The organism is Streptomyces sp. NBC_01808 (assembly GCF_035917395.1).
Lineage (GTDB): Bacteria > Actinomycetota > Actinomycetes > Streptomycetales > Streptomycetaceae > Streptomyces.
In genome coordinates this window covers 2,393,264-2,419,074 of the sequence record NZ_CP109072.1, presented here as the reverse complement: position 1 = coordinate 2,419,074, position 25,811 = coordinate 2,393,264, and the positions used below count along the sequence as shown (strand labels likewise).

Here is a 25,811-nt window from a genome sequence, read left to right as displayed (position 1 = left end):
CCGCCGGGAGCCGCCCCGCCCGGCAGCGGCGCGGGCGGGGCGGGGCCGCGGCCCGGGGGACCGAGGGACTGAGGGCTGCATCCGGCTACGCGCCGGCCGTACCGGCTACGCGCCGGACTTCCCGCTCGTCCGCTCGCTGTCCAGCATCGCCATCTGCTCCGGCGCATACCGCTCGCCCGCCGCCGCGCCCGGCGGCACCGCCTCCTCGATCGCGGCCAGATCCGCCGCGTCCAGCACCACGTCCAGCGCGCCGAGGGACTCCGCGAGCCGGTCCCGGCGCCGGGCGCCGACGAGCGGCACGATGTCCTCGCCGCGGCCCAAAACCCAGGCGATGGCGATCTGCGCGACCGTCACCCCCTTGTCGTCCGCGACCCGCCGCAGCGCGTCGACGAGCCCCAGGTTCCGGTCGATGTTCTCGGCGGCGAACCGCGGGGAGTGCGCGCGGAAGTCCTGCGCGCCCATCCCGCGCACGCTCTCGCGGGTCATGTGCCCGCTGATCAGGCCGCGGGAGAGCACGCCGTACGCGGTGACGGAGACACCCAGCTCGCGGCAGACGGGCAGGATCTCGTCCTCGATGCCGCGGGAGATCAGCGAGTACTCGATCTGGAGATCGGCGACCGGCGCGGTGGCGGCGGCCCGGCGCACGGTCTCCGCGCCCACCTCGGAGAGGCCGATATGCCGCACGTAGCCGGCGTCGATCAGCTCCTGCACGGCGCCGACGGTCTCCTCGACGGGCACATCGGGGTCGAGGCGGGCGAGCCGGTAGACGTCGATGTGGTCGGTGCCGAGGCGCTGCAGCGAGTACGCGGCGAAGTTCTTCACGGCGGCGGGCCGGCCGTCGTAGCCGAGGAAGCCGCCGGCGGGGTCGCGCAGGGCGCCGAACTTGACGCTGACGACGGCCTGGTCGCGGCTGCCGGGGCGGGCGGCGAGGGCGTCGCGGATGAGCAGCTCGTTGTGGCCCATGCCGTAGAAGTCGCCGGTGTCGAGGAGGGTCACGCCGGCGTCGAGGGCGGCGTGGATGGTGGCGATGGACTCCTTGCGGTCGACGGGCCCGTAGAGCGCGGACATGCCCATGCAGCCGAGGCCGAGGGCGGAGACGCGGGGGCCGGTGGTGCCGAGGGAGCGAGTCGGGATCGAAGTCATGATGACAAGTATGGAATGACGGATGACAGATGTCAAAATCTGTCAGCGCTACATTCTCACGTGATCCGGAACACCGTCGTCCCCGCCGCCGTTGACCCCACAGTCCGAGACCAAGGAGTCTCAATGATGAAGTCAAGCCGTCTGCGTGGCCGGCGGGGCGGGGGTGAATGCTCGGTTGTCGCGCAGGAGTGCCCACAAGACGCTGGCGCGTCGGCGGGCCAGGGCGATGACGGCCTGGACGTGTTTGCAGCCTTCGCCGCGCTTCTTGAGGTAGAAGTCCCGGTTCGGGCCTTCGCGGATGATGCTGGTCTGCGCGGAGAGGTAGAACACCCGTCGCAGGCGGCGGCTGTAGCGCTTGGGCCGGTGCATGTTGCCGGTGCGCCGGCCGGAGTCGCGTGGGACGGGCACGAGGCCGGCTGCGGAGGCGAGGTGGCCGGCGTCGGTGTAGGCGGTCAGGTCGCCGGCGGCGACGATGAACTCGGCGCCGAGGATCGGGCCCATGCCGGGCAGGGACTCGATGATCTCGGCTTGGGGGTGGCTGCGGAACACCTCACGGATCTGCTTGTCGATCTGCTTGAGCCGGTCGTCCAGGGCCAGGATCTGCGTGGCCAGGTCGGCGACGAGCTGAGCGGCGACGTCCTCGCCGGGCAGCGCGGTCTGCTGTGCCTGGGCGGCATCCAGTGCGGTCGCGGCAACGGCGTCGGCGCCGCGCACGCTGCGGTTGGCCAGCCAGGCCGTCAGTCTCGCCCGGCCACGGCGCCGGATCGCGGCCGGTGTCTGGTAGCCCGTCAGCAGGACCAGCGCACCTTTGTGGGCGGAGTAGTCGAAGGCCCGTTCCAGCGCGGGGAAGACGCCGGTCAGCATGTCGCGGAGCCGGTTGATCATCCGCACCCGGTCGGCGACCAGGTCGGCGCGGTGGGCGGTCAGCAGTGCGAGGTCGGCGGCCAGCTGCGCGGGCACGTCGATCGTGGCGAAGTCCCGGCGGTGGCGGGCGGTTTCGGCGATGACGTAGGCGTCACGGGCGTCGGTCTTGGCCTCGCCCCGGTAAGCCCCGGCCATGCGGTTGACCGTGCGGCCGGGCACGTAGACGGCCCGCTGGCCGTGGGCGGCGAGCAGAGCCAGCAGCAGCGCGGAGGACGTGCCGGCAATGTCCACCGCCCAGCAGACCTCGTCCGCCAGGCCGAGGATCTCCCCCAGCGCGGTCAGGATCGCGGACTCGTCGTTGTCGATCTTCTTCGACCACAGCGTGGCGCCGGTGTCGTCGACCACCGCGGCCCAGTGATGGCCCTTGCCCGCGTCGATACCGGCCCAGACCCGGACCTGTCGCTTACTCACTCGCCCCTCCTCGTTCCGTACAGCATGCCGCCGGCCCGAGGAACACCCCGCTGTCATCTCCGTAATCAGCGACCGCACACAGCGCGCACATCTCAATCAGCAGCCAGGGCGCCCCGGAGAACCGGACGGCCACTCCTTGGAAGCCACTGAAGGCAAGAACCCATAAGCCACATCCGGCCCTCCCGGGCCGCCCAACAACTTACGGAGTAGCCCATGCGTCGAGTTCGCCCCGCGTCGTTCGGTGCCGAGCCGGCTGGTGCCCGGCTGGCGCGGATTCTCAACTCGCCGAACTACGACCCGGAGGCCGGCGCGTTCCGCAACCCCGTCCCCGCAGGCATCGGCCCGCAGCCCGGCGGCGGTTCCCGCGGCGAGATGTTCCGCGCCCTGCTCCGCCGCGACGGCCGCAAACCCGCGGGCCCCATCCCCGTGCAGCGCCCCGACCTGTCCGCCCCGCCCGCCGACGGGCTGCGCCTGACCTGGCTCGGCCACGCCACCGTCCTCGCCGAGATCGACGGCCGCCGGGTCCTCTTCGACCCGGTCTTCGGCGAGCGCTGTTCGCCGTTCTCCTTCGCCGGCCCGCGCCGCTTCCACCGCGTACCGCTGCCGCTCGGCGAACTCGGCCCGCTCGACGCGGTCGTCATCTCCCACGACCACTACGACCACCTCGACATGTCCACCGTCCGCGAACTCCGCAAGGCGGTCGCCCCCGACGTGCTCTTCGCCGTGCCCCTCGGCGTCGGCGCGCACCTGGAGCGCTGGGGAGTGCCGCAGGACCGCATCGCGGAACTGGACTGGAACGAATCCACCGAGGCCGCGGGCCTGACCCTCACCGCGACGCCCGCCCGCCATTTCTGCGGCCGGGGCATCCGCAACAAGCAGCGCACGCTGTGGGCGTCCTGGTCCGTGCGCGGCCCGGAGCACCGGGTGTTCCACAGCGGCGACACCGGCTACTTCCCCGGCTTCGCCGGCATCGGCGCGGAACACGGCCCGTTCGACGCGGCGATGGTGCAGATCGGTGCGTACAGCGAGTACTGGCCGGACATCCACATGACCCCGGAGGAGGGCGTACGGGCCCATCTCGACCTGCGCGGCGGGGTGCTGCTGCCGATCCACTGGGGCACGTTCAACCTCGCCCCGCACCGCTGGGAGGAGCCCGCGGAGCGCACCGCCGCCGCGGCGACGGCGGCGGACGTCCGCGCGGCGATCCCCCGCCCGGGCGAGCCCTTCGAGCCGTCGGCCCAGACGCTGCCGACGACCCCGTGGTGGCAGGAGATCGCCGCCCCCGAGCGCACCCCCCAGCCGGGGGGCGGCCGCCAGGCCCCGGCGAAGCCGAGCCCGGCGACGGAGCAGTAAGCGGGCACCGGGCCAGGACCGGGGGCGGTGGCGATCGCCCCCGCCCTCCTGGGCCACCGCGCCACTGCGGCGGCGGTTGGCAGACGTCGTCGGTCAGGTGCCGAGGACGGTTCGGGCCTGGACGATGCGTGAGCGGGTACGGCTGACGTCGAACCGGGTGTAGTTCTGGCCGTGCCTGACCAGTTCCTCGTACGTGCGCACGGCGGGTTCACCGATCCGTTTGATCACTCTGGCGAGGTCGGTGACCCGGTCGAGCGGGCTGTCGCCGACGTCCGCGCGCAGCGCGTGCGACCCGACCTTGTCCACGAGGCCCGCGCAGAGCAGGACGTAGCGGGACCGGGCGTCGGCGTTGAGGGCGACCCGCTCCTCGGCCCGGCCCCGGTTCGTGCCGCTCACGCAGGAGCGCACGGCGCTGGGCCGGGCGCGCGTGGGGTCCAGCCGGCCGTACACCTTGCAGGCCTGGAGCGCGGTGAGCCAGCCGGTGGCGATGTCGCCGGTACGGACGTGGAGTTCGGCCAGGTTGTAGTAGACGGACCCCAGCACCGCGTGGTCCCGGTCGGCTCCTCCGGTCTGGGCGACCTTGAGCGCGGGGGCGTTGGCACTCCGGTAGTGGTCCAGGGCAAGGGCCCAGTCGCCGCGGGCGATTGCCTGATCGCCCTGCCGGATGGCGTAGGTGACCGTCCACCGCTGGTCGTCGAGTGATGGTCGCTGGTCCATCGTTCCTCCTCGTCGAGGCGTGGACAGCTCGCATGGTGACCGCACGACCGACGTTACCTTCTGCGTCCGGGGGGCGGGAGGCCGCGGAGCGGGGTAAGTGCCTTGAGGGCAGGTGCCGTTACGCGGCCGGGGGGGGTGCGGCGGGGAGCGTTGCCGGGTAGGCCGTCAGGGGCGTGGTCTGGCCCTCTTCGTGGGCCTTGGTGAAGGCTTTGCGGCCCAGGGCGGTCGTGGCGCGGGTCGTGATGCGGAGGACTTGGCCGGTGCCGGTGCCGGTGCCGGTGCCGGTGCCGGTGCCGGGGCCGAGGTTGGAGCCGGGGACGGGGGCGTGGGGAAGTGAGCCGGGGGCGTACGGGGGCGTACCCCGCCCCCGTATCGCCGGGTACTCCACGCCCCGGCTGGCGCATCCGACTCTATTGTCACCCGGGCCCGTTAGGCTGCCTCCCGAAGCATGGACACAGTGCGCGCATCGGACACGGTGCGGGCACCGAACGGCAGAGGGCGGCTGTGGGGGAGAGCGAAGCGGGAGCCGGCCGGCGGCTCGCCGGGCGGTATCGCGTGGTGGGGCAGCTCGGCCGGGGCGGCATGGGCACGGTGTGGCGTGCCGTGGACGAGGTCCTGGGCCGCGAGGTCGCGGTGAAGGAGCTGCGGGCGTTCGGCGAGGGAGCAGGGCATGACGCGGGCGAGCTGCGGTTAAGGATGCAGCGGGAGGCGCGGGCCGCGGCCCGTGTCGACCACCCGGGCGTGATCGCCGTGCACGACGTCACGGAGCACGAGGGCCGGCCGCTGATCGTCATGGAGCTGGTCGAAGGACCGTCGCTGGACGACGTCATCCGTGAACGGGGCGTGCTGGACCCCGCGGAGGCCGCCGGTATCGGCGCGAAGGTCGTCGACGCGCTGGCCGCCGCCCACCGGGCCGGCGTCCTGCACCGCGACGTCAAGCCGGCGAACATCCTGCTGGCGCGCAGCGGCCGCGTCGTCCTCACCGACTTCGGCATCGCCGCGATGGACGACCCGGGCGACGACGGCACCACGCGGCTGACCGCCCCCGGCGAAATGGTCGGTTCCATCGACTACCTGTCGCCGGAGCGCGCCCGTGGCGACCTGCCGGGGCCGCCGTCGGACGTGTGGTCCCTGGGCGTGACGCTGTACGCGGCGGTCGAGGGCATGTCGCCGTTCCGCCGCTCGTCCACGTGGTCGACGATCAGCGCGATCGTCGTGGACCCGCTGCCGGAGCCGCAGCGCGCGGGCGCGCTGACCGGTGCGCTGCGGGAGTTGATGGACAAGGACCCGGACCGCCGCGCGGACGCGCTGCGCGCGGGCCGGCTGCTGGCGGCGGTGGCGGCGGGCCAGCCGCTGCCGGACCCGGCGGAGACGATGCGCCTGGGCGGCCCGATTGCCGCGAGCGGCGGCGGTACGGGTCCCGGTGTCGGTACGGGCGCCGGTACGGGTGCGGGGGCGGGCGGGTTCGGGCCCGCGCCGGAGTCGCAGACGCCGTCGATGCCGCCGGAGGCCCTGAACCCGTCGGCGGGCTTCGCGGGAGCCGCCCCGTACGGCCGGGGCGGGCAGCCGCAGGGGCAAGCTACCCCGTACGGGCAGACCCCTCCCGGCTCGGCGGAGACCTCCCCCGGGCACCGACCGTCGCGGCGCCGCCGCCCCTTGGTGCTGGCCGGCGCGGCGGTCGCGGTGGCGGCCGTGACGGCGGCCGCGTTCACGGTGCCGGGATGGGTGGGCTCCGACGACGGCGACGACGCGAACGCCGCGGGGGCGGACCGGAGTTCGAGCGCCCCGGCCGAGGACGGCGCACAGCGGGGAAAAATGCAGCCGTCCGAGGAGAAGGAGGACGGCAAGGAGTCCGCCTCCCCGTCCCCGAGCCCCTCCGCCGCAGGCACCTCGCAGCCGACCGAAACCCCCGGCAAGACCACCGACCCCACCCCCAAGCCCTCGCGCCCCGACGCGACCTCGGCGAAGCCGACGAACGGGCCGACGACCTCGGCGCCCCCCGCGGACCCGTGGGACTCCTGCACGTACTACTCCGGCACGGCCCTCACGCAGAACGGCGACTCCGGCGAACGCGTGGTGCAGCTCCAGTGCATCCTCCACGCCCGCGGCTACGACCTCGGCTCGGACGGCGTCGACGGGGTGTTCGGCCCGAAGACGGAGGCGGCGGTGAAGAAGTTCCAGGGCGACGAGGGCCTGGCCGTCGACGGCCAGGTGGGCCCCGACACGTGGGGTGCGCTGCGGGGTTGAGTTCGGGCTAGAACTCGTCGTTCTTCACGGCGGCGAGGAATGCGGTCCAACCTGCGGTGCTGAAGAGGAGTTTGGGACCGTCGGGGTCCTTGCTGTCACGGACGGGGACGAGATCGGGGATACCCTCCCCGATCTCGACGCAGTCGCCGCCTTCGCCGTTGCTGTATGAAGACTTGTGCCATGCGCCGATCTCGACACATTCGCCACCATCGCCGTTGCTGTACGACGATTTACGCCAGGTGATCATGATCTCCCATAGTCCTCCGCCACCGATTCCATCAGCTCCAGGGACGCCGTCGGTGACAGGGCAGCGGCCCTGACCAGATCGTAGGACGCACGGTAGTTCCGTACCAGGGCCGGATCGTCGATGAGGGCGCCGCTGTAGGCGCTTTCCACGTACACCATGGAAGGTCCTTCCGCGAAGGTCATGATCCGCGCCATGCCGTTCATGAAGGTGTGGGCTGCTGCGGCGAACGGAAGTACCTGCACGATGATGCGGTGGCTGCGGGCCAGCGACACGATGTGGCGTAGCTGATCCGCCATCACCGTGGGCCCGCCGAACGGCGTGCGGAGCACAGCCTCGTGGAGAACCGTCCACACTGCCGGTTGGTCCGGGTTTTCGAGCAGGCGCTGGCGTTCCATGCGGCGCTGCACGCGAACTTCAATCGCCTCGTCGCGCGCAAGCGGTTGGGTCGCCCGGTTGAGTGCGCGGGCGTAGTCCCGTGTCTGAAGCAGACCGGGGACCAGCAGCGGGGCATGGTCGTGCAGGTGCGTCGCGACCGTCTCCAGGTCCGCCGCATCCGTGAAGTAGTCCGGATACGAACTCCTCCGCGCCAACAGGCAGAGCCGTTGCAGGTGCTCCCCCGTACCGAAGAGGTCGTCCAGCAGCTTCGAGATCTCCTCCTGCGGCAGTCGCACACAGCTCTCGAAGTGCGCGATGTACGCCGGTGAGCAGAACACCCGCTCACTGAGCCGTTCTTGTGAGAATCCGGCATCTTCGCGCAGTCGGCGCAACTCCGCTCCGTAGAACGTGCGTGGTGAGTCGTAGGGATCCGGCCGTCGTGTCTGTTTCATGTGACCGAAGGTAGTGGCTCATGTGCCGTACGAAGTCGATACATGCGCGGTTGTACGACCGCCGGTACCCTGCCGCCAGCGACGTAAGACCTCAGGGGGACGAACATGGGCGATCTGTGCGTGGACTACGAACGCCTTCAGGTGATCGAGCGTGATCTCGGCATCGTGAAGCGGGAGTTCGAGAGCTGCGAGGACCATCAGGAGCAACTGCGCGGAATATGGGGATCCGGCACCGTCGCGGATGCGATGGAGGATTTCACCACCAACTGGGACCGGCACCGCAAAGAGGTGCTGGAGTCCGTGAAGTCCGTCGGCGAGATGGCGAGCAGCGTCCATCAGTCGTTCCTGAAGACGGACAAGAAGCTTGAGCAGGAATGCAAGGGTGAGTGACGGACATGGCCCGCCCCACCGACTGGCAGCCGCTCGCCGACTCCGATCCCGTGCCGGGGAACGTCGAGGACATCCGGGATGAGGCTGCCCGGCTGAAGAAGATCGGCGAGACGATCGAGTCGCAGGTCGGCAAGCTGCGCGACATCGGCAAGGACGGCGCCCTGAAGGGCAAGTACGCCGACAAGCTGCGCAGCGCCGCCACCGATCTGGCCGGGAAGATGGAGAAGACCTCCGGGCGGTACAAGGAGGTCGCCGGGCATCTGTCCTCGTGGGCGGGTGATCTGGACGAGGCGCAGAAGGCCGCGGAGCGGGCGCTGAGGAAGGCGGAGAGCGCTGCCGGGACGATGGCGCAGAACAAGCCGCCGGACCAGGCGTCCCCGCCGGACGCGCCGGAGCCCACTGACGACGAGAAGGAAGCGGACAAGCGGCGGGAGAAGGCGTACGGGGCGGCCGAGGGGGAGTTGGAAGAGGCGCGCCGGATGCTCGGGCGGGCGACGTCCGCGCGGGACAGCGACGCGGATACGGCGGCCGGGCGGATCAAGAAGTCCATCGATGACGATGTCAAGGACAGTTGGTGGGACAACGTCAAGGACTTCGTCGACAAGTACGCGGACATCATCAAGATCGTCATCGATGTCATCAGCTGGATCGCCACCGCGGTGGCGATCATCTCGCTGTTCATCCCGGGCCTGAACGTGGTGGCGTTCCTGCTGATCGCGGGATTGCTGGTGGTCGGGGGCAGAGCCCTGCTCGCGGCCACGGGCAACGCGAGCTGGATGGACGTGCTGGTCGACTCCATCGGGCTGCTGACCATGGGGCTCGGCCGCGCCGGGATGGCCGCCCTGAAGGGCACCAACGCGCTGGCGAAGACGGCGGCGACCGGGGCCCGTTCGCAGCAGGTCGCCCAGAACCTCGCCCGGTCGTCCGCGCAGCGGCAGGCGCTGGGCCGGGTGCTCAGCAGCCGTACGGCGAGTGCCGGGGCGAAGCGCGCGGCCCGTGCGCAGATCGACGCGCTGAAGGCGCAGGCGCGGCGGCAGGCGACGAGCGTGCCGCAGAACCTGCCGTCGGTGGGGCGCCTGGGCAAGATCCTGAACATGGGCGACACCGAGGGCCTGTCCATGATGCGCAACATCGGGCGGATCTCGGACCGGTTCCCCGGCCTGGTCGGCGGCGGTACGGCGGCGAAGGCGGGGGCCGCGTACTCGGCCTCTCTGGGCGCTGCCTGGGGCGGTACGATCGTCGACCTCGGCGACAAGGCGTTCGGCAGCAGCGACATGCTGCCCTTCAAGCCGTTCAACGACTCGTACAACGACTGGAAGGGCGACACCTGGAAGGCGCCGATCGGCTCGACGTGGTGAGGCAGCCGGCGCCGTAACGCCCGGAGGCCGGGCACCCGACGTGAAGAGGAGCCATGGTCTTCCTGCCCCGCCGCACCACCCCGTCCGCGCGGGGGCGCGCCGACGGGCCGCTGCTGGTGGCCGCCCGCGCCGCGGTGCTGGTGCCGCTGGCGGCCGGGGCGGTGCTCGTCGCGCTGGCGGCCCTCTTCGACGGGACTGCCGACGCGATGGCCTGGGTCGAGCGGGGGCTGCTGTGCGCGGCCGTTGCGGTGCTGGTGTGGTCGGTCGTCACGGCGGCGGTACGGAACGTGGGCGACGGCGAACTGGAGGTCACCGCCGTCTTCGGGGCGGTGCTGCTGATGATCGCCGCGTACTTCACGGGGCCCGTGGCGCTGGTCGCGGTGCCGGGGGTGGCGCTGGTGACGGGGGTGGTGTCCGCGGTGCGTACGGACCGGGCGGAGCGGCGGCGCCGGCGGGAGCGGCGGGAGCGGGACGCGCGGGTGCGGGCGCACCATGCGGAGAAGAAGCGGCGTAAGAGGGAGAGCGGGGGAGCAGGCGGTGGCTGAGCAGGCGGGACGCATCGATTACGGCAAGCGGCCGGGGCGGCCGGAGCCCACGGAACGGGCTGAAGGACCGGCGCGTACGGAACGGGCGGAGGGCGCCGAGCGTACGGAACAGCCGCAACGGCCCGAGCGTACGGAAACGCCCGAGCGCGCCGCGCGCACCGACCGTACAGACAAGTCCGTAGTGGACCGGGACGAGGGCGCCGCCGTCGGCTACACCCTCGTGCTGCCGCCCAACTGGTCCCGCATCCCCCTGCGCGACGGCACGGACGAGGCGATCATGCGGATCGTCGACGAGGCCGTCGCCGACCTGCCCGACGACATGCCGCGCGACCGGATACCCCCGGTGCGCCTGGAGCTGGTACGGCGGCTGCGCAAGGCCGCCGCCGACGCCCGCAAGAGCGGCGGCCTCGACCTCTACCTCCCCGTAGAGCAGATGCACGGCGTGACGGTCGCCGCGTCGTTCGTCGTCTCCGAGATCACCCTGGCCACGGGCGCCGACCCGTCGCTGATCCTCGCCCGGCTGCTCGCCGACGCGGAGAAGTCGCAGCCCGCGGCCGTCGACGGATCCGTCGGCTACCGCAACGAGCGGGTCGCGCGCGGCTCCGGCGACGAGGGCGGCGAGTACGCTTCGCGGCGCGTCGACTACGTGCTGGCGGTCCCCGAGGACGACACCCGGTGGGTGACGGTGGGGTTCAGTACGCTCGCGGACGGCGATCCGAAGGGGCAGTTCGCGGACGTGCTGGTCGAGCTGTTCGACGCCCTGATGACCACCTTTCGCTGGACGAGGAGCAGCCGGTGAGCTGGATCGAGGTCGACTACGACGACGCCAAGTGGCTGTGGGTGCCGCAGCAGTGGGAGGGCATGCCGTGGCCCGGGCCCGCGGAGTGGGCGGAGGCGTTCGCGGAGGCGTGGTGGACGCTCGCGGACGTCGAGCCGGGCGACGAGGAGGAGGTGGCGCGGCTGCGGGACGCGCTGCTGGAGTTCGCGACCCGCGCGGGCACGGTCTTCCCCGGCCAGGACCTGTACCTGTACATGCCGGACCCGCGGCAGGCGCCGGTGCCGCTGGCGGTGTGGGGGCTGGCGACGGCGGGGGAGCGCAACGACCGGCTGCGTGAGCTGGTGCGGTCGATGGACGCCGAGGCGGTGGAGGCGCCGATCGTGGAGCTGTTCCGCCACCCGCACCTGGGAAACGGGCTGCGGGCCATGCGCTACTTCACCGACCAGGCCGACGGCACGCTCGGCTGCTCGCTGAACTACGCGTTCCGCTCCGAGCCGCACGGCGTGGACGTCCTGGTCCGCGCCCTCAGCTCCGACGTGGGGCGGCTCGCGGCGGCGGCGCAGGACATGGACGAGCTGGCGCTGGCGGTACGGGTCCGGCGCGACGAGGACCGCTGAGGAGCGCTGACGGGCCGCGTGACCTGGCGCGTACGCGGTCCTGCCCGCGGTGAGGGACAATGGACGGTCCGTCCCCGTACGCAACGAGGTAGCCCGCCGCATGTCCGAGCTGCAGATCGGCCCGCACACCGTCTCCCCGCCCGTGGTGCTCGCGCCCATGGCGGGAATCACGAACGCGCCGTTCCGCACGCTGTGCCGGGAGTTCTCCGGCGGCCGGGGCCTGTTCGTCAGCGAGATGATCACGACGCGGGCGCTGGTGGAGCGGGACGCCAAGACGATGCGGCTCGTCCACTTCGACGGCACGGAGAGGCCGCGGTCGATCCAGCTCTACGGGGTGGACCCGGTGTACACCGGGCGCGCGGCCCGCATGATCGCCGACGAGGACCTCGCCGACCACATCGACCTCAACTTCGGCTGCCCCGTCCCGAAGGTGACCCGCAAGGGCGGCGGCTCGGCGCTCCCGTACAAGCGGAACCTGCTGCGGGCGATCCTCCGCGAGGCGGTGGCCGGCGCCGGGGACCTGCCGGTGACGATGAAGATGCGCAAGGGCATCGACGACGACCACCTGACGTACCTGGACGCGGGCCGGATCGCCGTCGAGGAGGGCGTGACGGCGATCGCGCTGCACGGCCGCACTGCCGCGCAGCACTACGGCGGCACCGCGGACTGGGATGCGATCGCCCGGCTGAAGGAGCATGTGCCGGAGATCCCGGTGCTGGGCAACGGTGACATCTGGTCGGCGGCCGACGCGCTGCGGATGGTGCGCGAGACGGGGTGCGACGGGGTGGTGGTCGGGCGCGGCTGCCTGGGGCGGCCGTGGCTCTTCGGCGACCTGGTGGCGGCGTTCGACGGGTCGTCCGAGCCGTCCGCGCGGCCGACGCTGAAGGAGGTCGCGGGGGTGATGCTGCGGCACGCGGAGCTGCTGGGGCAGTGGCTCGGCGACGAGCGGCGGGGCGTCATCGACTTCCGCAAGCACGTGCCGTGGTACACGAAGGGCTTCTCGGTCGGCAAGGAGCTGCGGCACCGGATGGCGATGGCGGGCACGCTGGCGGAGCTGGACGACCTGCTGGGCACCCTGGACCTGGACCAGCCGTGGCCGGAGGGCGCGGAGGGGCCGCGGGGGCGCACGGCGGGGCGGAACAAGGTGGTGCTGCCGGAAGGCTGGCTGGCGGACCCGTACGAGTGCGCGCAGGTCGACGCGGCGGCGGAACTGGACACGTCGGGAGGCTGAGGCGGGGGCCCCGACCCCGCCCCGTCCCGAAACCGGGGGCCGGGACCCCGGACTCCCGCCTCCTGCGCTGTGCCCGGCGCTCCCGGTCCGTGACCCCCGGGGCTAGCCTCGGGGCGGTGGATACGACCCATCGGCCCGCCGCGCGGGTCATCTGCCTCGACGCCGCCCAGCGCATACTGCTGCTGCGCTGGCGCGACCCCTTCGACGGTGCCCTGATCTGGGAGCCGCCCGGCGGCGGCATCGAGCCGGACGAGACGCCGCTCGCCGCCGCGCGGCGCGAACTCGCCGAGGAGACCGGGCTCGACCCCGCCGCCGTGGCGGAGCGGGGCGTGCCCGTCGCGCGCGACTTCCACTGGAAGGGCACCCACTTCGCGGGCACCGAGCACTTCTTCCCCGCCCGCTACCCCGACGACCGGCCCCCGCTGCGCCGCACCGGTCTCCTCCCCGACGAGCAGGTCACCCTCGCCGGCCACGCCTGGATCGCCTGGCCCGACATCCCCGCCCTCCCGGACCCGCTCGAACCCCCGCACTTGCAGGCCGTCCTCGCCGACCTCGCCCCCGGCGGCCCCTGGAGCAGTCCAGCGGGCGGTTAGCGGCGTACGCGGTGGTGGAGGTAGACGACGCCGCTGTCGAAGGTGCGGGTCTCCACCAGTTCGAGGTCCACCTGGCGCTCGATACGGGCGAAGAACGGCGTGCCGCCGCCGAGCAGCACCGGGTTCACCCTGATCCGGTACTCGTCGATCAGCCCCAGCTCCGCCGCCTGGGCGGCGAGCGTCGCCCCGCCGATCGCGATGTCCCCCTCACCCGGCTCCTCCCGCAGCCGCGCGATCTCCTCGGCCAGCCCTCCGGAGGCCAGCCGCGCGTTGCCCTCGACCGCCGTCAGCATGTGGGAGAACACCACCTTGGGCAGCGGGTTCCACAACGTGGTCCACTCCCGCTCCGCCTCGCTGAGGGAGGAGGGGTCCTGCGCGGCGGTCTCCCAGTAGAGCATCGTCTCGTAGAGCCGCCGGCCCATCAGATGAACGCCGACGTCCTTGATCTCCTCGATGGAGAAGCGGAAGACCTCCTCACTGGGCGCCCCCCAGTCGATGCCGCCGTCGGGCCCGGTGACAAAGCCGTCGAGCGAAACGGCCATCGAGTACGTCACGCTGCGCATCGCACATCCTCCTCGGTAAGGGGTTCGACAGTAAGACCGGCGAGCCCCCCAGAACTCATCGCGACGCGCGAGACGGCCGCGGCACGGCTCGGAGCCCTTTGACGAGATACGGGTGCGGTGTCCGGGGACCGGTCCCCGGCGGGGTCTGACAGCGTGGCCCGGATCCGGAGCCCGACCGGGTCATCCCTTCAACGACAGTGAGGCCCTGTGAGACGGATACATCGTGCGCTTCTGGTGGGGCTGTTAGCCCTCGGAGTCTCGGCTACGTACCAGCCGGTCGCGTCCGCCGAGGCGGGTCCCCGGTTAACGGTCGCGGGAGTCCTGGCCAGTGCCGACGACGGGAACGTGGCGGCCAACACCCTCGACAACGATCTGAGCACCCGCTGGTCCGCGGAGGGCGAGGGGGTGTGGATCCGCTACGACCTCGGCTCGGCGCAGACGATCGGCTCGGCGTCGATCGCCTGGCACCAGGGCAACACCAGGAAGAACACCTTCGACGTCGAGGTGTCCGACGACGGATCGTCGTGGAGACCGGTCCTGACACGAGAAACCAGCAGCGGGACCACGCTCCAGCCGCAGGACTACGACTTCGCCGACACCTCCGCCCGGTATCTGCGCATCGTCGGCCACGGCAACACCTCCAACGACTGGACCAGCATCACCGAGACAGCCGTCTACGGAGCCGACGGCGGCGGCGGCGATACCTGTGACTACCCGGCCGACGTGCTGGACCTGACGAACTGGTACATCGGGCTGCCGGTCGGCGAGGAGGAGTCGCCGACCAACGTCGAACAGCCGGAACTCGCCACGTACGCGAACGACCCCTGGTTCACCGCGACCCCGGACTGCGATGCCGTTCAGTTCCGCGCCGCCGTCAACGGTGTCACCACCAGCGGCTCCAGCTACCCCCGCTCGGAGCTGCGCGAGATGACGGGGCAGAACAAGGCGAGCTGGTCGTCGACCTCCGGCACGCACACGATGGTGATCGACCAGGCCATCACGGATCTTCCCGCGGACAAGCCGCATGTCGTCGCCGGGCAGATCCACGACGCCGACGACGACGTGTCGGTCTTCCGTCTGGAAGGCAGCAAGCTCTACGTCACCTCTCCCGAGGACAGCAATCACAAGCTGGTGACAGACGACTACGAGCTGGGCACGCCGTTCGAGGCGAAGTTCGTGGTCAGCGACGGCGAAATCAAGGCCTACTACAACGGCGTCCTGCAGACCACGCTCTCGGAGGACTTCTCCGGCGGCTACTTCAAGGCGGGCGCGTACACCCAGGCCAACTGCGAGCGCTCGTCGCCGTGCAGCGACGACAACTACGGCCAGGTCGAGATCTACGGGCTGAGCGTCACGCACGACGACGGTCAGGAAACCGAGGACCCGACGCAGGCGGCCGAGCGGTACGGCTGGGGTGAACCGCTGCCGATCTCGGACGAGTTCGACTACACAGGACCGGTCGACCCGGAGAAGTGGGACGTACCGTCGGGCACCGTCGGTGGCACCGCCCAGTGCTGGGAAGGGCACGCCGGGAACGGCCGCCGGTGCGGGAAGAACAGCACCGTCGCCGACGGAATACTCAGCATGCGCGGTGAGGCGAACGGCGACACGGGATGGATCAGGCAGAACCGTGACATGCAGTACGGCCGCTGGGAAATCCGCTCACGCTCGCGGAACACCGGCTCTTCCGGCGGGCTCTACCATCCCCTGCACCTGATCTGGCCCACGGCCGGTGACCGGCTCAAGAACGGGGAGTACGACTGGGTCGAGTACTCGAACCCCGACGCGCAGTGTCTCTCGGCGTTCCTGCACTACCCGGAGAGCCCGTCGGACGAGAAGGAATACCGCGAGCTCTGCCCCGTGGACATGACGGAGTGGCACAACTTCGCGTTCGAGTGGACGCCGGACGAGCTGGTCGGCTATGTCGACGGTGTCGAATGGTTCCGGCTGGCGGACGGCGCGAACTCCGACCGCGGGGACATCCAGAAGATGCCGCTGGGGAACCTCACCATTCAGCTCGACAACTTCACCGGCGACAGCGGTCTGCGCCCGGCGGTGTTCGAGGTCGACTGGGTCAGGACGTACCCGGTCACGTCGGAAGGGGGCTCTCCTGGCGCTCCGGTGACGGTCACGGGAGTCTCGGCGAGCGCCGATGACGGCAACGTGCCCGCCAACACCCTCGACAACGATCTGAGCACCCGCTGGTCCGCCCAGGGCGAGGGGGTGTGGATCCGCTACGACCTCGGCTCGGCGCAGACGATCGGCTCGGCGTCGATCGCCTGGCACCAGGGCAACACCAGGAAGAACACCTTCGACGTCGAGGTGTCCGACGACGGATCGTCGTGGAGACCGGTCCTGACACGAGAAACCAGCAGCGGGACCACGCTCCAGCCGCAGGACTACGACTTCGCCGACACCTCCGCCCGGTATCTGCGCATCGTCGGCCACGGCAACACCTCCAACGACTGGACCAGCATCACCGAGACGACCGTCCACGGGGCCGACGGCGGCGACGGCGGTGATCCCGGCGATCCCGGCCCCGGCCGTACCGTCGAGGTCGCCGACTCGGACCAGTTGCAGGACGCGATGGGGGACGCGCGGGCCGGGGACCGTATCGTGCTCGCGGACGGCCGGTACACGATCGGCAAGATGAGCGGGAAGAACGGGACCGCCGACGAGCCCATCACCGTCGTCGCGGAGAACCGCGGGCAGGCGGAGGTCGCGGACGGGCAGTTGGAGGTGGCCGACTCCTCGTACGTCACCTTCGAGGGTCTGAAGTGGACGAACAGTGACACGCTGAAGATCACAGGATCGAACAATGTGCGCCTGACCCGCAACCACTTCCGGCTGACCGAGGAATCCTCGCTGAAGTGGGTGATCATCCAGGGTGCGAACAGCCACCACAACCGGATCGATCACAACCTGTTCGAGGAAAAGCACCAACTGGGAAACTTCATCACCATCGACGGATCCGCAACCCAGCAGTCGCAGCACGACCTCATCGACAACAACCACTTCCGCAACATCGGCCCGCGTGCGGCGAACGAGATGGAAGCCATCCGGGTCGGCTGGAGTGAGATATCCCGGTCGAGCGGATTCACCGTCATCGAGTCGAATCTCTTCGAGAACTGCGACGGTGATCCGGAGATCGTCTCCGTGAAGAGCAACGACAACATCGTCCGCCACAACACGTTCCGCACCTCGCAGGGCGTGCTGTCACAGCGGCACGGGAACCGCGGCTCCTTCTACGGCAACTTCTTCCTCGGCGAGGGGAAGGCGGGAACCGGGGGAATCCGGATCTACGGCCAGGACCACAAGATCTACAACAACTACTTCGAGGGCCTGACCGGCACCGGCTTCGACGCCGCGCTGCAGATCGACGGCGGCGACGTCGACACCTCGGGCGCGCTGAACGCGCACTGGCGCGTCTACCGGGCGACCGTCGTGAACAACACCTTCGTGAACAACGTGTCGAACATCGAGGTCGGCGCCAACTACAGCCTCGCGCCGGTCGACTCGGTCGTCGCCGACAACGTGGTCACAGGAGGCAGCGGCAAGCTGTTCAACGAACGCAAGGCGCCGGTGGACATGACCTACGCCGGCAACATCGCGTGGCCGACCGGATCGGCGACCATCGGCGTCAGCGTGCCCTCCGACGCCGTCAGGGCGGTCGATCCGCTGCTGGCCCCCGACGGGCCGGTGCACCGGATCGGCGCGGGAAGCCCGGCCATCGACGCCGGCACAGACGACCACCCGTTCGTGACCGACGACATGGACGGCCAGGCCCGCACCGGCGCCGTCGACGTCGGAGCCGACGAGCGGGCGTCGTCCGCCGTCACGCGAGCGCCCCTCACCGCGGGCGACGTCGGCCCCGGCTCCGCGTAGGACGTGCCACACGACCGGTGGCGGCTTCAGCCGCCACCGGTCGTGCCCGTCGTGCCGGACACTCCGGTCCGGCACGGGCGCCCTCCCCTCCCGTACTCCAAGGAGACGCACGTGAACGATCTGAACGCCCCCCTACGTCCCCCAGTCGCCCACCGGCTCCGCCGGACGGGTACGACAAAGCGCAAAGGCGCATCGGTGAGACGCCTGCTGACCGCCGCGCTGTGCGCGTGCACGGCGCTCGGCTCGGTGGCCCTGCTCGGCCCCACGGCATCGGCGGCGACGCTGCCCATCACCGCGGCGACGGCCAGCTCCCACGACGGCAACGTGCCGGCCAACGCGGTCGACGGCGACCTGTCCACCCGGTGGTCCGGCGCCGGTGACGGGGTCTGGATCCGCTTCGACCTCGGCTCGGTCACCACCGTCGACTCGGTATCGCTGGCCTGGTACGTCGGGGACAGCCGGCGGACGACGTTCGACGTCCAGCTCTCCCAGGACGGCTCGGCGTGGTCGACCGTGCTGTCCCGGGAAACCAGCAGCGGCACCACGCGCAGCCTGGAGACGTACGACTTCGCCGGCGGGTCCGCCCGCTACGTACGGATCGTCGGGCACGGCAACGACTCCTCCGACTCGTCCAAGTGGACGAGCATCACGGAGGCGGCCGTGTCCGGGGAGCCCGGTGGCGATCCGCAGCCCCCCGGGCAGTCTCTCGGCGTCGGCGGCGTGGCGACTCCGCCGGGTGCGATTCTCGTTCCGGACCAGGATTCCCGGTTCGAGATCGAATCCGGCGGCACCGCCGCCGCGCCCAAGGTCTACGACTGCCAGGGCAACACCATCCGCGGCGGCGTCCTGATCGACGCCGACAACGTGGTGATACAGAACTGCCGGGTCGACGCCGAGCAGCAGTACGGCATCTACTCCGACGACAACACCAACGTGACCATCCAGAACAACGACATCAAGGGCGTCGAAGGCCCCGGCGACCTGAACGCCATCACGTTCTTCGGCAACCGGCACAAGATCCTCTACAACACCGCCATCGACTTCGTGACCGGCGACCCGGGCGACAGCCACACCGACTTCATCCAGACGTGGGTGTCAAGCTCGCACCCCATCGCCAGTGACGACGTGCAGATACGCGGCAACAAGGCCGTCGGCCCGGCCAACCCGGACCGCGAGAACAGCGTCCCCAGCATCCACCAGTGGCTGATGGCCGAGGACTACGGCCGCGGCGGGAACTCGGGCGGCAACACCGACGGCATGAAGAACTGGATCGTCGCGGACAACGAGATGGGCGACAGCTGGAACCAGTCCATCAAGCTGGACGGGCCGGACGACGTGTCGATCACCCGCAACGAGTTCGTGGGCTCCTCGACCCGGGTCATGGAAGTCACCTCGGCCTCGACCGGCGTGAAGTTCTACGGCGACAACCACGTCGGCCCGGACTACGGGTAGGTCGGCATGTCCATCACCCCGGGCGAAGGGCCCGCCTGACGGATCACCGCCCTCACGACGGCAGACCCCCCGTCCGGTCCTCCGCCGTCGTGAGGGCGGTGAGCAGGGCCAGGGGGGTGGCCGCCGACCACGACTGCGGGGAGCAGGCGTGCGGGAAGGGGACCGGGATGGGCTGGGTGGTGCGGGGGTAGCCGGCCGTGGCCTCCGGGAGGCGGCCCGCGGTGTGGGTCGCCAGGTCGGTGAGGGCCCTCGCCACGGTGCGGGCCTCCTCGCGGAGGCCGTAGCGGGCCAGGCCCAGCGTCAGGATCGCGTTGTCGTGCGGCCAGACGCTGCCGCGGTGGTACGCCATCGGGTGGTACGCCCCCTGCCCCGCGGCTACGCTCCGCACCCCCCAGCCCGAGAAGAAGTCCGGCTCCAGCAGCCGCCGTCCCACCCGCCTCGCCCGGTCGGGATCCAGCAGCCCGGACCACAGCAGGTGCCCGGCGTCGGAGGCCAGCGTGTCGGCGGGGCGGCCCGCGCCGTCGAGGGCCAGGGCGGGGAAGTCCTGGGCGGAGAGCCAGAAGTCGGTGAGGAAGCGGGCGCGGAGGTCGCCGGCGGCGGCGGTGAGGCGGTCGGCGAGCCGCGGGTCGGCCCAGACGGTGGTGGCGAGGCGGGCGGCGTGGACGAGGGCGGCGTAGGCGTAGCCCTGGGGGGCGGCGGGCGCGAGGGCGCCGGTGACGCGGGTGCCGTCGGCGGCGCAGAGGGCGCCGGGGGAGTCGCGCCAGCTCTGGTTCGCCGGTCCCGTGCCCGCGCCGTCGTCGGCGCGGTGGCGCAGGTAGCCGGAGTCGCCGAGGCCGCCGTCGCGGAACATCCACTCCACCGCTGCGCGGGCCTGCGGCTCCAGGCGGCGGGCCGGCTCGTCGTCGCCGGTGTGCTCGGTGAGTGCGCCGAGGAGGACGAGGAACAGCGGGGTGGTGTCGACGGCCCCGTAGTAGCGCCCGTACGGCACCTGCCCGAAGTGGGCCAACTCGCCGTGGCGCACCTCGTGCACGATCTTCCCCGGCTCGCCGTCCGCCTCCCCGGCCTGGGTCGCGGCGAGCGCGAGGAGCGTGGCGCGGGCGAGCGCGGGGCGGTGGCGGAGCGCGAACAGCGACGTCACGAGCGCGTGCCGGCCCACGAGCGCCAGGTACCACGGCACCCCGGCCGCCGGCACCCGTACCTGTTCGCCGCCGGGTCCCGCGGCGGGGACGAGGAGCCCGTCGAGGTCGGCGAGGCCCTGCTCGGCGGCCCGGGCGAGGTCCGGCCAGGGGGCGGCTTCCGCGGGGGGCGGGGGCGCGCCGACTGTTGCCTCCGCCGCCTCCGTTCCCGTGGCCGGGGTACCGGCGCCCGTGGCGGCCCGGCGGGCCGCTGCCTCCGCGGCGAGGTCCTCCGCCGCTATCCCCGTCGCCGTCCCCGTCGCCGTCCCCGGCTCCGTCGCCGGCTCCGCCGTCGGTCGCGGGCCCGCTCCCGGCCAGGCCGCGGCACGGAGTGTCAGTTCCGTGGTCTCGTACGGCTCCAGTTTCAGGTGCCACACCAGGCGTCGTGCGCCGCTCCCCGTCTCTTCCACCGCATCCGGCGGCGGCTCCGCCGTGACCGTGGTCCTGGCCTGCCAGCCGCCGCGGCGGTAGCGGAACTCCACGCCCGCCGGCAGCACCTCCCGGGCCCGTACCGCGTGCGGCTTGCCGTAGACGCGGTGGTCGGCCCGTAACTCGAACTGGTCGGCGAAGTCCGCGTCCACCGTCAGCGCGAGCCACAGCTTCTCCGGCTCCGCGCGGTTGCAGGTGACGCGCAGGACGTCGACCAGCGCTCCGCCCTCGACGCGCTGCTCGCGGAAGACCGTGTGCGGCGGCGGCTCGTCGCGGCCCGTGGGCGGTACGAGGACGGCCGCGGCCGGCTCCGCGACCAGCAGGGTCGGGACCGCGCCGTCCACCGTCAACTGCCAGCGGCTCAGATGCCGGGTGTCCCCGAGGAAGAAGCCGTCCGGCTGCGTGCCCCGGGCGCCGGTGATGTCCCCGGCGCGGGTCATCGCGGCGAACGCTCCGCCGTGGAAGAGAAGACGGTGTTCCGCGCCGCTCATGCGAGCGCCTCCCTCGGCGAGGTGTCATCGCGCCATCGCGTTGTTAAGTCTGGTTGGCACGCAAAACTAGCGCGCGGCTGTCGGGTCGACAAGCAGAACCGGGGGCGCATGTACGCACGTTGCGGGAGCATGGCCCGCCCGCCTCCGGCTCCGGCCGGGCCGTCCCGCGATTCGCACGCCCCGCTGTCCACATCGTGAGATTCTCCCCGCCCGATCGCGTGATTCTCCCCACGCTTGATATGTCTTGCGCTCAAACGAGCGCTCAAATGTGGACGTCATCTCTCGTATGCGCGGCACTGAGTGCCACACCGATCCCTTCACCCCTCGAAGCCACAAACGCGTTCCGTAACGCGGATGACCCTCCCCGGCTTGCCGATGCCCGTCCGTCCGGGATCGTCGTTAAGAGAAGTGAAGAAGGGGCGCGGCTCCCGGTCGCCAGCAGGATCCCAGGTGTGAGGGCCGAACCCCCTCGTGATCGTCTACGCCTCATCCCGGGGAGCCTTCGATCTGGGTATGTTCCTCGCCGTCAGGGCAGCTCCCCGCCAGGGGTCCCACACGAGGAGTCGATCCCGTGCCGGAAACGAAGCCGGATAAGAAGAAGGCAGCGAAGAAGTCCCCGGGGAAAGGGGCCGCCTCCGCCAAGGCCGCCGCGGTCAAGTTCGTCTACGACTTCCACGAGGGCAACAAGGACCTCAAGGACCTCCTCGGCGGCAAGGGCGCCAACCTCGCCGAGATGACGAACCTCGGCCTGCCCGTCCCGCCGGGCTTCACCATCACCACCGACGCCTGCAAGGTCTACCTCGCCAGCGGCGCCGAGCCCCCCGCCCTGCGCGACGAGGTCAGCGCCCACCTCGACGTCCTCGAACGGCGCATGGGCAAGAAGCTCGGCCAGGCCGACGACCCGCTGCTGGTCTCCGTACGCTCCGGCGCCAAGTTCTCCATGCCCGGCATGATGGACACCGTCCTCAACATCGGCCTCACCGACGCCTGCCTGCCGGGACTCGCCGCCCAGGCCGGCGACGAGCGGTTCGCCTGGGACTCGTACCGCCGCCTCATCCAGATGTTCGGCAACACCGTGCAGGGCATCGACGGCGAGCTGTTCGAGACCGCCATCGAGGACGCCAGGCGCGCCAAGGGCGTCGCCACCGACGTCGAACTGGACGCCGCCGACCTCGAAGCCCTCGTCGGCACGTTCAAGGACATCGTCGCCGGGGAGACGGGACGGCCGTTCCCGCAGGACCCGCGCGAGCAGATGGACCTCGCCGTACGGGCCGTCTTCGAGAGCTGGAACGGCGAGCGCGCCAAGCTCTACCGCCGCCAGGAGCGCATCGCCGGCGACCTCGGCACCGCCGTCAACATCTGCTCCATGGTCTTCGGCAACCTCGGCCCCGACTCCGGCACCGGCGTCGCCTTCACCCGCGACCCCGCCAGCGGCCAGCAGGGCGTCTACGGCGACTACCTGCAGAACGCGCAGGGCGAGGACGTCGTCGCCGGCATCCGCAACACCGTGCCGCTCTCCAAGCTCCAGGACCTGGACGAGAAGTCCTACGACGAGCTGATGCGGATCATGGAGACGCTGGAGACGCACTACCGCGACCTGTGCGACATCGAGTTCACCATCGAGCGCGGCAAGCTGTGGATGCTCCAGACGCGGGTCGGCAAGCGCACCGCGGCGGCGGCGTTCCGCATCGCCGTGCAGCTCGTGGACCAGGGGCTGATCACCGACGCCGAGGCGCTGCAGCGCGTCAACGGGGCGCAGTTGGCGCAGCTCATGTTCCCGAGGTTCGACAACGGCCACAAGGGCGACCTGCTCGCCCGCGGCATCGCCGCCTCGCCGGGCGCCGCCGTCGGCAAGGCGGTCTTCGACTCGTACACGGCCGTGAAGTGGTCGCGCTCAGGCGAGAAGGTCATCCTCATCCGCCGCGAGACCAACCCCGACGACCTCGACGGCATGATCGCCGCCGAGGGCATCCTCACCTCCCGCGGCGGCAAGACCTCGCACGCCGCCGTCGTCGCCCGCGGCATGGGCAAGACGTGCGTGTGCGGCGCGGAGGAGCTGGAGGTCGACACCAAACGGCGGCAACTGACCGCGCCCGGCGGCGAGGTCATCGACGAGGGCGACGTCGTGTCCATCGACGGCTCCAGCGGCAAGGTCTACCGCGGCCGGGTGCCGGTCGTGCCGTCGCCGGTCGTGGAGTACTTCGAGGGCCGCATGCACGCGGGCGCCGAGGACGCCGACGAACTCGTCGTCGCCGTGCACCGCCTCATGTCGTACGCGGACCGCATCCGCCGGCTGCGCGTCCGGGCCAACGCCGACAACTTCGACGACGCCGCCCGCGCCCGCCGCTTCGGCGCGCAGGGCATCGGGCTGTGCCGCACCGAGCACATGTTCCTCGGCGAGCGGCGCGAGCTGGTCGAGCGGCTGATCCTCGCCGACACCGAGGAGGAGCGGGACGCGGCGCTGAAGGAGCTGCTGCCGCTCCAGCAGCGCGACTTCGTGCAGCTCTTCGAGGTGATGGACGGGCTGCCGGTGACGGTGCGGCTGCTCGACCCGCCGCTGCACGAGTTCCTGCCGGACATCACGGAGCTGTCGGTACGGGTCGCGCTCGCCGAGTCCCGCAAGGACCACAACGAGAACGACCTGCGGCTGCTCCAGGCCGTCCACCGGCTGCACGAGCAGAACCCGATGCTGGGCCTGCGCGGCGTGCGCCTCGGGCTGGTGATCCCGGGGCTGTTCACGATGCAGGTGCGGGCCATCGCGGAGGCGACGGCGCAGCGCCTGGAGGCGAAGGGCGACCCGCGGGCGGAGATCATGATCCCGCTGGTGGGCACGGTGCAGGAGCTGGAGCTGGTACGCGACGAGGCCGAAGCCGTCATCGCCGAGGTGGAGGCCGCGCGGGGCGTGGAGCTGAAGCTGTCGCTGGGCACGATGATCGAGCTGCCGCGCGCTGCGCTGACGGCGGGTCAGATCGCGGAGTCGGCGGACTTCTTCTCGTTCGGCACCAACGACCTGACGCAGACCGTGTGGGGATTCTCGCGGGACGACGTGGAGGCGAGCTTCTTCACCGCGTACCTGGAGAAGGGCATCTTCGGCGTCTCCCCGTTCGAGACGATCGACAAGGACGGCGTCGGCGCGCTGGTCCGCGACGCGGCGAAGGCGGGGCGGGCGACGCGTCCCGACCTGAAGCTGGGCGTGTGCGGCGAGCACGGCGGCGACCCGGAGTCGGTGCACTTCTTCCACGACGTGGGTCTCGACTACGTCTCGTGCAGCCCGTTCCGTATCCCGGTGGCCCGGCTGGAGGCGGCACGGGCGGCGGCGAACGGGGCGGCGAACGGGGCGACCGCGAAGGGGACCGCGAACGGGGCGGCGCAGAACGGGACTTCCCCGAACGGCAAGCCGGCCCGCGGCGCCACGAGCGCCAGGAAGCCGCAGCCGGCCACCTGAACCCCCGGCCACCGTCGGCGTTGCCCTGACCCTCACCCGACGGCAGACCGGTTCCCGGAGGGGCGGCGCCCGTGCGGGGGCGCCGCCCCTCGTCCCTGGTTCAGGCGAGCCACTCGCGGTAGCGGGTGGGGGCGATGCGGGCGTCGGGTGGGGCGAGGAGGGCGTCGCCGGGCGCCGCGGCGAACATGCCGGCGGTGGGGTCGCTCACGACCGCGCGGCCGTCGGGGCGCGCGGTCAGGGTGATCCGGCCGAGTTCGTCCAGGGGGAAGACGTCCGGACCGGCGATGTTCACCGTGCCGTTCAGGGGCGTGCCCGCGGCGACCTCGGCGACCGCGTCGGAGACGTCCTGGGCGGCGATCGGCTGGACCGGGGTGGAGGGGAGGCGGACGGTGTCACCCTCGGTGGTCATGGCCAGGGTCGGCTCCATGAACTCCATGAACTGGGTGGCGCGGACGATGGAGTACGGGATCGGGCCGGCCCTGAGGATGTCCTCCTGCAAGGTCTTGGCCCGGTAGTAGTCCAGGCCGGGCACCAGGTCGACGCCGACGATCGACAAGATCACCGCGTGCCGCACCCCGGCGTCCCCGCACGCGGCCAGGATGTTGTCCATCGAGGTCTGGAAGAACGCGGGGGAGGCGTCGTCGAACGTCGGGGAGTTCGTCAGGTTGACGACGACGTCGGCACCCGCCACCGCCTCGGCCAGGCCCTCGCCGGTGATCACGTCCACTCCCGTGGACGGCGAGAGCGGCACGGCCTCGTGGCCGGCCGCGGTCAGCTTCTTCACGACCTGCGACCCGATCAGGCCGGTTCCGCCGATGACTGCGATCTTCATGGGTCACCTTCCGTCGAGCACGCGGCAGTCGGGCCGGTGCGTGCCGCTCCCGGCGGTCGCGCTGCCGGCCGCGCCGCCTGCGATACGCACACCCTCGACCACGGTAAACGTGCCGGATGCCGCGTGCCCGCCGAAAACAAGGCGTTCCGTCCGGGAAG

21 protein-coding genes are annotated in these 25,811 nt (G+C 71.4%); 12 read left to right on the top strand and 9 right to left on the bottom strand.

Annotated features, from left to right (window positions below; all coding sequences use genetic code 11):
• Positions 1–105 precede the first annotated feature (105 nt).
• Together OG946_RS10250 and OG946_RS10245 are read right to left on the bottom strand one after the other, a co-directional pair.
• Positions 106–1,143 (bottom strand): aldo/keto reductase, encoded by a 1,038-nt coding sequence (locus tag OG946_RS10250; RefSeq protein WP_326795826.1) that lies wholly within the window; start codon positions 1,141–1,143, stop codon positions 106–108.
• A gap of 132 nt (positions 1,144–1,275) precedes the next feature.
• A complete protein-coding gene (locus OG946_RS10245; protein WP_326795825.1) occupies positions 1,276–2,478 on the bottom strand; it encodes an IS110 family transposase in 1,203 nt (400 codons plus the stop codon).
• Positions 2,479–2,691: 213 nt separating this feature from the next.
• On the opposite strand from OG946_RS10245, the gene OG946_RS10240 reads away from it, so the two are divergent.
• Positions 2,692–3,831, top strand: coding sequence for an MBL fold metallo-hydrolase (locus OG946_RS10240; protein WP_326795824.1), 1,140 nt, complete (start codon positions 2,692–2,694; stop codon positions 3,829–3,831).
• Positions 3,832–3,924: 93 nt separating this feature from the next.
• Here OG946_RS10240 and OG946_RS10235 read toward each other — a convergent pair whose 3' ends face one another.
• Together OG946_RS10235 and OG946_RS10230 are read right to left on the bottom strand one after the other, a co-directional pair.
• Positions 3,925–4,548, bottom strand: a complete 624-nt coding sequence (locus OG946_RS10235) for a hypothetical protein (protein ID WP_326795823.1) — start codon at positions 4,546–4,548, stop codon at positions 3,925–3,927.
• Positions 4,549–4,666: 118 nt separating this feature from the next.
• Positions 4,667–4,936, bottom strand: a complete 270-nt coding sequence (locus OG946_RS10230) for a hypothetical protein (RefSeq protein WP_326795822.1) — start codon at positions 4,934–4,936, stop codon at positions 4,667–4,669.
• Positions 4,937–5,052: 116 nt separating this feature from the next.
• On the opposite strand from OG946_RS10230, the gene OG946_RS10225 reads away from it, so the two are divergent.
• Positions 5,053–6,795 carry a serine/threonine-protein kinase gene (locus tag OG946_RS10225; RefSeq protein ID WP_326795821.1) on the top strand — a complete coding sequence of 581 codons (1,743 nt, stop codon included), beginning with the start codon at positions 5,053–5,055 and terminating at the stop codon, positions 6,793–6,795.
• Between the two features lie 7 nt (positions 6,796–6,802).
• On the opposite strand, the gene OG946_RS10220 is transcribed toward OG946_RS10225, so the two are convergent.
• The gene (locus OG946_RS10220) at positions 6,803–7,042 is read right to left on the bottom strand and encodes a DUF397 domain-containing protein (RefSeq protein ID WP_326795820.1); all 240 of its coding nucleotides are present in this window, start codon (positions 7,040–7,042) and stop codon (positions 6,803–6,805) included.
• On the bottom strand, positions 7,039–7,869 hold the full coding sequence (locus OG946_RS10215) for a helix-turn-helix domain-containing protein (protein WP_326795819.1): 831 nt from the start codon (positions 7,867–7,869) through the stop codon (positions 7,039–7,041). Before OG946_RS10215 ends, OG946_RS10220 begins: the two co-directional genes overlap by 4 nt.
• Before the next feature lie 120 nt (positions 7,870–7,989).
• Here OG946_RS10215 and OG946_RS10210 point away from each other — a divergent pair, with 120 nt between their 5' ends.
• From OG946_RS10210 to OG946_RS10180, 7 genes are all read left to right on the top strand, one after another.
• Entirely contained in the window at positions 7,990–8,259 is a 270-nt protein-coding gene (locus OG946_RS10210) for a hypothetical protein (RefSeq protein ID WP_240662078.1), read from the top strand.
• Between the two features lie 5 nt (positions 8,260–8,264).
• Entirely contained in the window at positions 8,265–9,617 is a 1,353-nt protein-coding gene (locus tag OG946_RS10205) for a putative T7SS-secreted protein (RefSeq protein ID WP_326795818.1), read from the top strand.
• Positions 9,618–9,670: 53 nt separating this feature from the next.
• Positions 9,671–10,162, top strand: coding sequence for a hypothetical protein (locus OG946_RS10200; protein WP_326795817.1), 492 nt, complete (start codon positions 9,671–9,673; stop codon positions 10,160–10,162).
• Positions 10,155–10,961 carry a hypothetical protein gene (locus OG946_RS10195; RefSeq protein WP_326795816.1) on the top strand — a complete coding sequence of 269 codons (807 nt, stop codon included), beginning with the start codon at positions 10,155–10,157 and terminating at the stop codon, positions 10,959–10,961. The genes OG946_RS10200 and OG946_RS10195 overlap by 8 nt, the downstream gene beginning before the upstream one ends.
• On the top strand, positions 10,958–11,557 hold the full coding sequence (locus tag OG946_RS10190; RefSeq protein WP_326795815.1) for a hypothetical protein: 600 nt from the start codon (positions 10,958–10,960) through the stop codon (positions 11,555–11,557). The genes OG946_RS10195 and OG946_RS10190 overlap by 4 nt, the downstream gene beginning before the upstream one ends.
• A gap of 100 nt (positions 11,558–11,657) precedes the next feature.
• Positions 11,658–12,788: a tRNA dihydrouridine synthase DusB gene (dusB, locus tag OG946_RS10185; RefSeq protein ID WP_326795814.1), complete on the top strand. Its 1,131-nt coding sequence runs from the start codon at positions 11,658–11,660 to the stop codon at positions 12,786–12,788.
• A gap of 116 nt (positions 12,789–12,904) precedes the next feature.
• On the top strand, positions 12,905–13,381 hold the full coding sequence (locus tag OG946_RS10180) for an NUDIX hydrolase (protein ID WP_326795813.1): 477 nt from the start codon (positions 12,905–12,907) through the stop codon (positions 13,379–13,381).
• Here the strand turns inward: OG946_RS10180 and OG946_RS10175 are convergent.
• Complete coding sequence (locus OG946_RS10175; RefSeq protein WP_326795812.1) at positions 13,378–13,944, bottom strand: dihydrofolate reductase family protein; 567 nt, start codon at positions 13,942–13,944, stop codon at positions 13,378–13,380. The genes OG946_RS10180 and OG946_RS10175 overlap by 4 nt on opposite strands.
• A gap of 345 nt (positions 13,945–14,289) precedes the next feature.
• Here OG946_RS10175 and OG946_RS10170 point away from each other — a divergent pair, with 345 nt between their 5' ends.
• Both OG946_RS10170 and OG946_RS10165 read left to right on the top strand, forming a co-directional pair.
• Positions 14,290–17,829 carry a chondroitinase-B domain-containing protein gene (locus OG946_RS10170; RefSeq protein ID WP_326795811.1) on the top strand — a complete coding sequence of 1,180 codons (3,540 nt, stop codon included), beginning with the start codon at positions 14,290–14,292 and terminating at the stop codon, positions 17,827–17,829.
• 195 nt (positions 17,830–18,024) lie between these two features.
• Positions 18,025–19,281, top strand: coding sequence for a discoidin domain-containing protein (locus tag OG946_RS10165; RefSeq protein WP_326795810.1), 1,257 nt, complete (start codon positions 18,025–18,027; stop codon positions 19,279–19,281).
• A gap of 52 nt (positions 19,282–19,333) precedes the next feature.
• Here the strand turns inward: OG946_RS10165 and OG946_RS10160 are convergent, their stop codons facing one another.
• On the bottom strand, positions 19,334–21,376 hold the full coding sequence (locus tag OG946_RS10160) for an amylo-alpha-1,6-glucosidase (protein ID WP_326795809.1): 2,043 nt from the start codon (positions 21,374–21,376) through the stop codon (positions 19,334–19,336).
• A gap of 571 nt (positions 21,377–21,947) precedes the next feature.
• Here OG946_RS10160 and ppdK point away from each other — a divergent pair.
• Positions 21,948–24,821, top strand: coding sequence for a pyruvate, phosphate dikinase (gene ppdK, locus OG946_RS10155; protein ID WP_326795808.1), 2,874 nt, complete (start codon positions 21,948–21,950; stop codon positions 24,819–24,821).
• Positions 24,822–24,921: 100 nt separating this feature from the next.
• Here ppdK and OG946_RS10150 read toward each other — a convergent pair whose 3' ends face one another.
• On the bottom strand, positions 24,922–25,653 hold the full coding sequence (locus tag OG946_RS10150; RefSeq protein ID WP_326795807.1) for an SDR family oxidoreductase: 732 nt from the start codon (positions 25,651–25,653) through the stop codon (positions 24,922–24,924).
• Positions 25,654–25,811 lie beyond the last annotated feature (158 nt).

Coding starts and splice junctions, on each gene's coding strand:
- OG946_RS10250 (WP_326795826.1), bottom strand. CDS start 1,143: ATGACTTCGATCCCGACTCGCTCCCTCGGCACCACCGGCCCCCGCGTC.
- OG946_RS10240 (WP_326795824.1), top strand. CDS start 2,692: ATGCGTCGAGTTCGCCCCGCGTCGTTCGGTGCCGAGCCGGCTGGTGCC.
- OG946_RS10235 (WP_326795823.1), bottom strand. CDS start 4,548: ATGGACCAGCGACCATCACTCGACGACCAGCGGTGGACGGTCACCTAC.
- OG946_RS10220 (WP_326795820.1), bottom strand. CDS start 7,042: ATGATCACCTGGCGTAAATCGTCGTACAGCAACGGCGATGGTGGCGAA.
- OG946_RS10215 (WP_326795819.1), bottom strand. CDS start 7,869: ATGAAACAGACACGACGGCCGGATCCCTACGACTCACCACGCACGTTC.
- OG946_RS10205 (WP_326795818.1), top strand. CDS start 8,265: ATGGCCCGCCCCACCGACTGGCAGCCGCTCGCCGACTCCGATCCCGTG.
- OG946_RS10200 (WP_326795817.1), top strand. CDS start 9,671: ATGGTCTTCCTGCCCCGCCGCACCACCCCGTCCGCGCGGGGGCGCGCC.
- dusB (WP_326795814.1), top strand. CDS start 11,658: ATGTCCGAGCTGCAGATCGGCCCGCACACCGTCTCCCCGCCCGTGGTG.
- OG946_RS10175 (WP_326795812.1), bottom strand. CDS start 13,944: ATGCGCAGCGTGACGTACTCGATGGCCGTTTCGCTCGACGGCTTTGTC.
- OG946_RS10160 (WP_326795809.1), bottom strand. CDS start 21,376: ATGAGCGGCGCGGAACACCGTCTTCTCTTCCACGGCGGAGCGTTCGCC.
- OG946_RS10150 (WP_326795807.1), bottom strand. CDS start 25,653: ATGAAGATCGCAGTCATCGGCGGAACCGGCCTGATCGGGTCGCAGGTC.